We start from the raw sequence: 8,739 nt of genomic DNA, 5'->3' as shown, positions 1-8,739 counted from the left end.
GGGCCCCGGCCGGACGCCGGCCGGCGTCGGCGCGGGCCGACCGCCGGCGGGCCGCGCCCGGGCGTCGGACCGCTCGCTGCTGGGCGACGCGATCCGGGTGGCGCAGACGCTGGAGCCCGAGGGCCTCGTCGTCGGGACCGTCGGCAACGTGTCGGTCCGCACCGGCCCGACCGCGCACGTCACCCCGACCCGGACCGACTACGCGTCGATGCGCGCCCGCGACCTCGTGATGGTCGACGTCGCCACCGGCGTCACGCTCGGGAACGGCACACCGTCGCGCGAGCTGCCGCTCCACCTGGCCGTCTACCGCTCGCGGCCGGACGTGCGCTGCGTCCTGCACACCCACTCCGTCGCCGCCACCGCCTGGAGCTTCCTCGACGAGCCCCTGCAGCCCGAGCTCGAGGACCTCGCCTACCACGGCATCGACCCGGTGCGCACCAGCCCGCCGGCGCCCGCCGGCAGCGACGAGCTCGCTGCCGGCGCCGCGGCGACCCTCGGGTCCGGGACCGTCGTCCTGCTCGGCCGGCACGGCGTCCTGAGCGTCGGCGACACCCCGCAGGACGCGCTGCTGGCCGCGCGGGTGGTCGAGCGGCAGGCCCAGGTCGCCTGGCTCGTGCGGGGTGCCGCGCCGTGGGCGACCGGCGCCGCCTCGGCGGTGCTGGGCGACGGCGCCCGCACCCCGGCCGACTGAGCGCCGACCGCGCGCGACGGCGGACGAGCGCGGGGACGCGCGGTGGCGCGACGCCACAGTGCGAGGATCACGGGTGCCGTCCATCGTTCCTCGAGGGAGTCCCGTCGTGCCCGAAGCCGTGATCGTCGATGCCGTCCGCACCCCCATCGGGCGTGCCGTCAAGGGGTCGCTGAAGGACGTCCGCGCCGACGACCTGGCCGCCGCCCCGATCCGGGCGCTGGTCGAGCGCAACCCCGGCGTGGACTGGGCCGAGACCGTCGACGTGCTGATGGGTGCCGCCAACGGCGACGGCGAGCACAGCTCGAACATCGCGCGGACCGCGTCGCTGCTGGCGGGCCTGCCGTTCGAGGTCCCGGGCGTCACCAGCAACCGCTTCTGCGCGTCGTCGCTGCACACGATCCGCACCGCGTTCCACGCAATCAAGGCCGGCGAGGGAGACCAGTTCATCGCCTCCGGCGTCGAGGCCGTCTCGCGCTACGGCCCGGGCTCGCCGTGGGAGCTGCACCCGCGGCTGAACGGCTCCGACGGCGCGATCTGCGACGTCTACATCTCGATGGGCCTGACCGCCGAGAACGTCGCGAAACAGTGGAAGGTCTCCCGCGAGGCGCAGGACGCCTGGGCCGTGAAGAGCCAGGAACGCGCGGTCGCCTCGCAGGCGTCGGGGCACTTCGACAAGGAGATCGTCCCCTTCACGCTCGAGGACGGCACGGTCGTCTCCCAGGACGACGGGCCGCGTCCGGGCACCACGATGGAGAAGCTGGCGGGCCTGAAGCCCGTCTTCGACCCCGAGAACGGCACCGTCACGGCCGGCAACGCGTGCCCCCTGAACGACGGCGCGGCCGCGACGCTGATCATGAGCGCCGACAAGGCCGAGCGGCTCGGCCTGACGCCGCGCGCCCGGATCATCGCCACCTCGGTCGCCGCGCTGCGCCCCGAGATCATGGGCGTCGGCCCGATCCCGGCGATCCAGAAGCTGCTCGCCGCCACCGGCATGAAGATCGAGGACATCGACATCGTCGAGATCAACGAGGCCTTCGCCGCGCAGATCGTGCCGTGCATGGACGAGCTCGGGATCGACGCGGAGCAGCTCAACCCGTTCGGCGGCTCGATCGCGCTGGGCCACCCGTTCGGCATGACCGGGGCACGGATCATGACGACGCTGATCAACGGGCTGGAGGCCAGGAACGGCCGCTACGGGATCGAGTCGATGTGCGTGGCCGGCGGCCTCGGGATGGCTGCACTGGTCGAGCGGATCTAGGCCTCCGCCATGTCGGACCTCCTCTGGTCGCCCACCGCGGAGTCGATCGAGGCCTCCACGGTCACCGCCTTCGCCCGCCACGTCGAGCGCACCCACGGCGTCGAGCTGCCCGACTACGACGCGCTCTGGCGCTGGTCGACCACCGAGCTGGAGACCTTCTGGGCGACGGTCTGGGAGTGGTTCGACGTGCGGGCGAGCGCCCCGTACGAGCGGGTGCTCGGGACGCGGACGCTGCCCGACGCCGTGACCACGTGGTTCACGGGCGCGCGGCTGAACTACGCGGAGCACGCGCTGCGGGAGGGGGCCGGTCCGGGTGGGCCGCCGGGGTCCGCGGGGCCTCGCGCCGCCGACGACGACGATTATCCGGCGATCCTCGCCCGCTCCGAGTCCCGTGACGGCCTGGTCACCTGGACCCGCGGCCAGCTGCGCGAGCGGGTCGCCGAGCTCGCCGCCGGCCTGCGCGCGCTCGGGGTCGGCGAGGGCGACCGCGTCGTCGCGTACATGCCCAACGTCCCGGAGACCACGGCGGCGTTCCTGGCCTGCGCGTCGCTCGGCGCGACCTGGGCGTCGTGCTCGCCCGACTTCGGGCCGCGCACCGTGATCGACCGCTTCGCGCAGATCGAGCCGAAGGTCCTGCTCGCCGTCGACGGCTACCGCTACGGCGGCAAGGACCACGACCGCCGCGCCGTCGTCGCCCAGCTGCAGGACGCGCTGCCGACGGTGAGCACGACGGTGGTCCTGCCGTACCTGCAGGACGCGCCCGACCTCTCGGACCTGCGCGACGTCGTGCTGTGGGACGACGCGCTCGTGCGCGGCGAGCCGCTCGTCTTCGCGCAGGTGCCGTTCGACCACCCGCTGTGGGTCCTCTACTCGTCGGGCACCACCGGGCTGCCCAAGCCGATCGTGCACGGGCACGGCGGGATCGTCCTGGAGCACCTCAAGGCGCTCGGCCTGCAGATGGACGCCGGGCCGGGCGACCGCCTGTTCTGGTTCACCACCACGGGCTGGATGATGTGGAACCTGCTGCTCGGCGGGCTCCTCGTCGGCGCGACGGTCGTGCTCTTCGACGGCGACCCCGGCACCCCCGACCTCGGGCGGCTGTGGGACCTGGCCGAGGAGACGGGCATCACGACGTTCGGCACCAGCGCCAGCTTCATCGCCGGGTCGATGAAGGCGGGGGTCGTGCCCCGCGAGGGCCGCGACCTCTCGGCGCTCCGGGCCGTCGGGTCGACCGGGTCGCCGCTGTCCACCGACGGGTTCGACTGGGTCTACGCGCACCTGGGGCCCGACCTGTGGCTGTTCTCCACGAGCGGGGGCAGCGACCTCTGCACCGCGTTCGTCGGAGGCGTCCCGACGCTGCCGGTCCACCGCGGCGAGCTCCAGGCGCGCGCGCTGGGAGCGGCACTGGCGGCGTTCGACCCCGAGGGGCACCCGCTGATCGGCGAGGTCGGGGAGCTCGTCGTGACCGAGCCGATGCCGTCGATGCCGGTGTTCTTCTGGGGCGACGAGGACGGCTCGCGCTACCGCGGCAGCTACTTCGAGGACTATCCGGGTGCCTGGCGTCACGGCGACTGGATCACCGTGACGGAGCGCGGCACGGCCGTGATCTCCGGTCGCAGCGACGCGACGATCAACCGCGGCGGCATCCGCATGGGCACCGCCGAGATCTACCGCGCGGTCCTCGAGCTCGACGAGCTGCTCGACGCGGTCGTCGTCGACGTCCCGCATCCCACCGACGCCTCGGCCAACGGCCGGATCCTGCTCTTCGTCGTCCTCCGCGACGGGGTGACGCTCGACGACGACCTGACCCGCAGGATCGCCCGGCGGGTGCGCGAGGACTGCTCGCCGCGCCACGTCCCCGACGCCGTCCACGCGGTCGCGGCCGTCCCCCGGACGCTCTCGGGCAAGGCGCTGGAGGTGCCGCTGAAGCGCATCCTCATGGGCGAGCCCGCCGAGAAGGTCGTCAGCCGCGACAGCCTGGGCAACCCGGAGGCCCTCGACGCGCTTGCGGCGCTGGCGGGGGAGCTGGCCGCAGCGGGGTGACCGCAGCGGCCCGGGCCGGCGGCGGACGGCAGGCGGCGGCGGACGGCAGGCGGCGGCGGGCGGCGGACGGCGGACAGCGGCAGACGGCGGACGCGGACGACGACGGACGACGGACGACGGCGGAGGGCGCACAGCGAGGGGCGGCGGCGGACGTGGCCGCGGACCGTCCCCACCGCCGCGGCCCGCTACGGTCGGGCGGGTGCCCGGTCTCCCGCCCCCGTCCGACCTCGTGGCGGAGCACGTCGTCCTCGGCGACGTCGAGCTGGACGTCCGGCGACCGCGCGACCTCGAGGCGCTGGTGGACGCCGACGCCTTCGCCGACGGCGAGTTCCTGCCGTACTGGGCCGCCCTCTGGCCGTCCGCCCCGGCGCTCGCCGAGCTGCTGGCCGACCGGCTCCGCCCCGGCGACCGCGTCCTCGAGCTCGGCTGCGGCCTGGCGCTCCCGTCGCTCGTGGCCGCACGGCTCGGCGCGGAGGTCACCGCGTCGGACTGGGCGCCGGCCGCGCTCGAGCTGCTGGCCGACAACGCGGAGCGCAACGACGTGCGGGTCGAGCCGCTGCGGCTGGACTGGTTCGCGGGGGCGGACGGCGTCGGGGCGGGGGACCGCTGGCCCCTCGTGCTCGCGGCCGACGTCCTCTACGAGTCCCGCAACGGGCCGGCCCTGCTGGCGACCCTCGACCGGGTCGTCGCCCCCGGCGGCGAGGCCTGGATCGCCGACCCCGGACGTCCGCCGGGGCGCCGGTTCTGGCCGCTCGCCGAGGCGACGTGGACGGTCGAGGTGCTCGGCACCCCTGCGTCCGGGGCCCCGGTGGTGCGGCGGCTCCGGCGGCGGACCGCACGAGAACCCGCTCGCGCCCGTCGCGTTCCGGCCTGACGCGGCCGCCCGACGTGGGGAGGCGCCACGGCCGCGATCCGCGTCGGGGTCCAGCGGCTACCGTCGCAGCAGGTGGACCTCGCCGGCGTCGAGCAGCTCGACGCCGTTGGCGGTCCGGACGCGCAGGCGGCCCTGCTCGTCGACCCCGTCGGCGACGCCCTCGCCCCCGGGGCCGCCGCCCGGGCGCTCCCACCCGATCGTCGCTCCCCGGAGCACGTCGCGGGTCGACCACGCGGCCAGCAGCTCGTCCGCCGGGAGGTCGAGCACCAGCGCCAGCTGCTCCAGGAGCTCCCGGAGCACGGCGTCGAGCTCGGAGGGCTCGCGCCCCATCGTCGCCGCGCGGTCGGCGATCTCGGCGGGGACGTCCGCCAGGTCGAGGGCGACGTTCAGGCCGATCCCCGCGACCGCCCAGCCCTCGGCGGGCCGGCCCTCGCAGAGGATGCCCGCGATCTTGCGGAGCGGTGCCGGGGCAGCCGCGGGCGGCGCAGGATGGCAGGGCCCGTCGGTGACGGCGTCGGACGCGGGGTCCTCGTCCACGAGCACCACGTCGTTGGGCCACTTGATCCGGGCCTCGTCGCCGACCGTGCGGGCCACCGCCACGGCCACGGCCAGGGGCAGCAGCGCCGGGCTCGGCAGATCACGCAGCACGACGGAGACGGTCAGCGCGCGGCCGGGCGGGGCGACCCACGGTCGGCCCTGGCGCCCGCGACCGGCGGTCTGGGCGGTCGCGGTCACGGTCGTCCCGTGCGGTGCGCCCTCGGCACCGAGTCGCCGGGCCTCGTCGTTCGTCGAGCCCAGCTCGTCGTGGTGGTGGCGCGGCTCGCCGAGGCGGCGCGGCCCGCTGGGCGGATGCGGCTCGCCCGGCTGATGCGACTCCCCCTGAGAGCGCAGGTCGCCCTCGGCGGACGACCCGGCGGGCGGGTGCCGCCGGCCCTGGGGATGCGGGTCGGTCGGGGACGGGGTCACGGATCGGCCTCGGGTCTCGGAGGTGGGCTGTCGGGGTGGGCCGCGCCGGCGCGGCGACGTGCGCGGGCCTACGCCCGGCGGATGCGGACGCGGGCGTCCGGGACGAGCTCGAGCGCCTCGCGGGCCGAGGCCCGGTTGACCGCGATGGCCATCGCGCGGTTGGCGTCCTCGTAGAGCAGCACGGCGCCGGGGGCGACGTCGGCGAACGTCGTCGCGTAGACGCCGCGGACCCCGTTGATCTCCACCGCCTCGCCTAGGCGCAGGCCGACGCCCGCCGTCAGCTCCTCGTGCTCGAGATCCAGCAGCACGTTGCCGAAGCGATCGAAGGCCAGGGCGTGGGCGATCAGGTCGTCCCCGTCGAACTCCGCCATCGGCATCGGCATCGGCGCCACGATCTCGGGGTCCAGGGGCGCGCCGACGTCGTCGAGGTCGAGCCCTGCGGCCAGGCGCGCGGCGATCGGGGCGAAGATGTCGCGGCCGTGGAAGGTTGCGGAGACCGGCTCCAGGCGGTACGGCGAGCTGGTCAGGTCCGCCGCCTGCACGATGCCGCCGAAGCGCTGGGCCGCCAGCCACAGCAGGCCGTTGTCGGGCCCGACGAGCACCCGGTCGTCCTCGGCCACCCGGATGGCGATCGGCCGGCGGCGGCCGCCGACCTCGGGGTCCACGACGGCGAGGTGCACGCCGGGCGGGGCGTAGGGCAGCGCCCGCTGCAGGGTGATGGCCCCGAGCCGCACGTCGAAGGAGGGGATCCCGTGGGTCAGGTCGATGACCCGCGCCTCGGGGGCGATGCGGGCCATGACCGCGTGACACACGCCGACGAACTCGTCGCGCAGGCCGTAGTCCGACAGGAAGGTGACAGTCGTGCGCTCGATGGGCCGATCCTAGACAGGTCACGGGCGTGCACGGGGTCCGCGTGCGCCGGACGACGGACGACCACCCCGAACGGCGGATCGCCCGTGCCGGACGGGTGATCCGGTGCCCACGGGCGGAAGCCCGGTTCCGTCGCCGGGCCACACCCGGGGCGGGTGCGGCCCTCCCGCGACGGCGCGGTGGGTGGCCGCTCAGGCGGTGGCGCCGGCCTCGGCCACGCGGTGCTCGCCCTCGGCGAACTCCTCGACGATCTTGTCGTTGAAGGCGGGCAGGTCGTCGGGGTTGCGGCTGGAGACGAGGCCCTGGTCGCAGACGACCTCCTCGTCGACCCAGTCGCCGCCGGCGTTGACGATGTCGGTCCGGACGCTCGGGAACGACGTGATCGTGCGGCCGCGGACGAGGTCGGCCTCGACGAGCGTCCACGGGCCGTGGCAGATGACGCCGACCGGCTTGCCGGCCTGGAACCAGCGCTGCAGGAACGCGATGACGTCCGCGTCCTGACGCAGGTTGTCGGGGTTCATCACGCCGCCCGGCAGGATCAGCCCGGCGTAGTCGTCGATGTCGGCGTCGGCGACCTTCTTGTCGACCTGGAACGTGTCGCCCTTGTCGATGTCGCCGTTCATGGCCTGGATCTCGCCGGTGTCGATCGACAGCAGCTCCGTCGTCGCGCCCGCCGCCTGCACCGCGTCGCGCGGGCTCTCGAGCTCGACCTGCTCGACGCCGTCGGCGGCGAGGATGGCGATCTTCTGGCCCTGCAGCTCGTTGGACATGCGGTCCTCCTGGGTGGTGCTTGGGGTGACGCTCGATCGCTACCCCCGCCCCGCGCCCGAAAAACGGGGTGCCCCGGATGGACACCGCAGCGGCGCTCGACGTGCGACGCCCCGTCTCCCGGGTCGGACCTCAGCCCGCCAGCGACGCCACCGTCGCCTCGACGCCTGCGCCCACGTCGACGGGCGCCCCGAGGTCCCGGAGCGCGGCACCGAGCGCCGCGACGCCCGCGAGCGCGGTGCGGGGCTCCGCGGCCGGGCCCATGTGGTCGATCCGCACCATCACGTCGCGGAGGTCGCCGCCACCGGGCGTGAGGACCACGCCGTAGGCTGCGCGGGCCCGCTCGACCAGCGCCGCCCGCTCCACGGCCACGGGGAGGCGGACGGCGGTCGTCAGCCGGCAGGCCTGGTCGTCGTCGGCCACCCACGGCTCGGCGCCCAGGCCGCGGACGCCCGCGCGGCAGGCCGAGGAGATCCGGGCGTGGCGCGCCAGGCCGGCGTCGAGGCCCTCCCCCAGGACCCGCGCGCAGGCGGCCTCGAGCGCGAGCAGCTCGAGCACGGCCGGGGTGCCGGGGATCTGGGTGCGGCCCGCGTCGATCCAGCGCTCCTTCCAGTCCAGGAGCGAGAGGATCGACCCGCGCCACGGGTCGGGCGCCGCCGCCAGCGCCGCCCAGGCGCGGTCGCTGACCGTGATCGCCGAGATGCCGGCCGGTCCGCCGAGCGCCTTCTGCGGGCCGACCATGACGACGTCGAGGTCCAGCTCGTCGATGCCCAGGGCGTGGCCGCCGACCGAGGCGACGGCGTCCACGACGGTGAGGACGTCGTGCCGGCGGGCGACGGCCGCGACCTCCGCGAGCGGGTTGACCGTGCCCGTCGCGACCTCGGCGTGGACGATCGAGAGGACCGAGATCTCCGGCCGCTCCGCGAGCACCGCCTCGATCTCGTCGGCCCGGACCGCCCGCTCGAGCGGGATCTCCAGGTCGACGACGTCGGCCCCGCCCGCCGCGAGCCACTCGCCGAAGTGCGCGCCGTACGGGCCGGTGATGACGTTCAGACAGGTCGTCCCGGCACCGCCGAGGCCGCGGGCGACGGCCTCCAGGGCGAGGATCGCCTCGGCCTGCAGGACGACGACGTCCCGCTCCGTCTCCAGCACCCGCGCGACGTCCCGCTCGATCGCGGCGAACCGCTCCGGCGTCATCGGCGGCGGGTCGAGGAGCGCGGCGTTCGGGATCGGACCGGTCATGGCCCGATGGTCGCAGGGTGCGACGGC

Annotated in this window: 8 protein-coding genes; 4 read left to right on the top strand and 4 right to left on the bottom strand. The window is 75.5% G+C overall.

Translation table 11 applies throughout. The annotated features are described in order from the left end of the window. The 4 genes from Q7T67_RS06325 to Q7T67_RS06310 all read left to right on the top strand — a co-directional run. Nucleotides 1-691: class II aldolase/adducin family protein (locus Q7T67_RS06325; RefSeq protein WP_304787135.1), on the top strand; the 691-nt coding region annotated here is incomplete at its 5' end. 106 nt (nucleotides 692-797) lie between these two features. Next, nucleotides 798-1,949, top strand: a complete 1,152-nt coding sequence (locus Q7T67_RS06320) for an acetyl-CoA C-acyltransferase (protein ID WP_304787133.1) — start codon at nucleotides 798-800, stop codon at nucleotides 1,947-1,949. Between the two features lie 9 nt (nucleotides 1,950-1,958). After that, nucleotides 1,959-3,992, top strand: coding sequence for an acetoacetate--CoA ligase (locus Q7T67_RS06315; protein WP_304787131.1), 2,034 nt, complete (start codon nucleotides 1,959-1,961; stop codon nucleotides 3,990-3,992). Nucleotides 3,993-4,191: 199 nt separating this feature from the next. Continuing rightward, complete coding sequence (locus tag Q7T67_RS06310) at nucleotides 4,192-4,866, top strand: methyltransferase (RefSeq protein ID WP_304787129.1); 675 nt, start codon at nucleotides 4,192-4,194, stop codon at nucleotides 4,864-4,866. Between the two features lie 57 nt (nucleotides 4,867-4,923). Here Q7T67_RS06310 and Q7T67_RS06305 read toward each other — a convergent pair whose 3' ends face one another. The 4 genes from Q7T67_RS06305 to Q7T67_RS06290 all read right to left on the bottom strand — a co-directional run bounded on the left by Q7T67_RS06305 (nucleotide 4,924) and on the right by Q7T67_RS06290 (nucleotide 8,712). Beyond that, a complete protein-coding gene (locus Q7T67_RS06305) occupies nucleotides 4,924-5,832 on the bottom strand; it encodes a biotin--[acetyl-CoA-carboxylase] ligase (RefSeq protein WP_304787127.1) in 909 nt (302 codons plus the stop codon). Between the two features lie 68 nt (nucleotides 5,833-5,900). After that, complete coding sequence (locus Q7T67_RS06300) at nucleotides 5,901-6,680, bottom strand: S-adenosyl-l-methionine hydroxide adenosyltransferase family protein (RefSeq protein ID WP_304787137.1); 780 nt, start codon at nucleotides 6,678-6,680, stop codon at nucleotides 5,901-5,903. Between the two features lie 213 nt (nucleotides 6,681-6,893). After that, entirely contained in the window at nucleotides 6,894-7,472 is a 579-nt protein-coding gene (locus tag Q7T67_RS06295; protein ID WP_304787125.1) for a type 1 glutamine amidotransferase domain-containing protein, read from the bottom strand. A gap of 130 nt (nucleotides 7,473-7,602) precedes the next feature. Then, nucleotides 7,603-8,712 (bottom strand): alanine--glyoxylate aminotransferase family protein, encoded by a 1,110-nt coding sequence (locus tag Q7T67_RS06290; RefSeq protein ID WP_304787123.1) that lies wholly within the window; start codon nucleotides 8,710-8,712, stop codon nucleotides 7,603-7,605. Nucleotides 8,713-8,739 lie beyond the last annotated feature (27 nt).

The organism is Patulibacter sp. (genome assembly GCF_030655195.1).
GTDB lineage: Bacteria > Actinomycetota > Thermoleophilia > Solirubrobacterales > Solirubrobacteraceae > Patulibacter.
The sequence above is the reverse complement of the archived record's forward strand: the minus strand, read 5'-3'. Positions and strand labels throughout refer to the sequence as shown.

What these genes read in the sequence shown, in the direction of transcription:
- Q7T67_RS06315 (WP_304787131.1), top strand. Translation starts at nt 1,959, where the DNA reads ATGTCGGACCTCCTCTGGTCGCCCACCGCGGAGTCGATCGAGGCCTCC.
- Q7T67_RS06295 (WP_304787125.1), bottom strand. Translation starts at nt 7,472, where the DNA reads ATGTCCAACGAGCTGCAGGGCCAGAAGATCGCCATCCTCGCCGCCGAC.
- Q7T67_RS06290 (WP_304787123.1), bottom strand. Translation starts at nt 8,712, where the DNA reads ATGACCGGTCCGATCCCGAACGCCGCGCTCCTCGACCCGCCGCCGATG.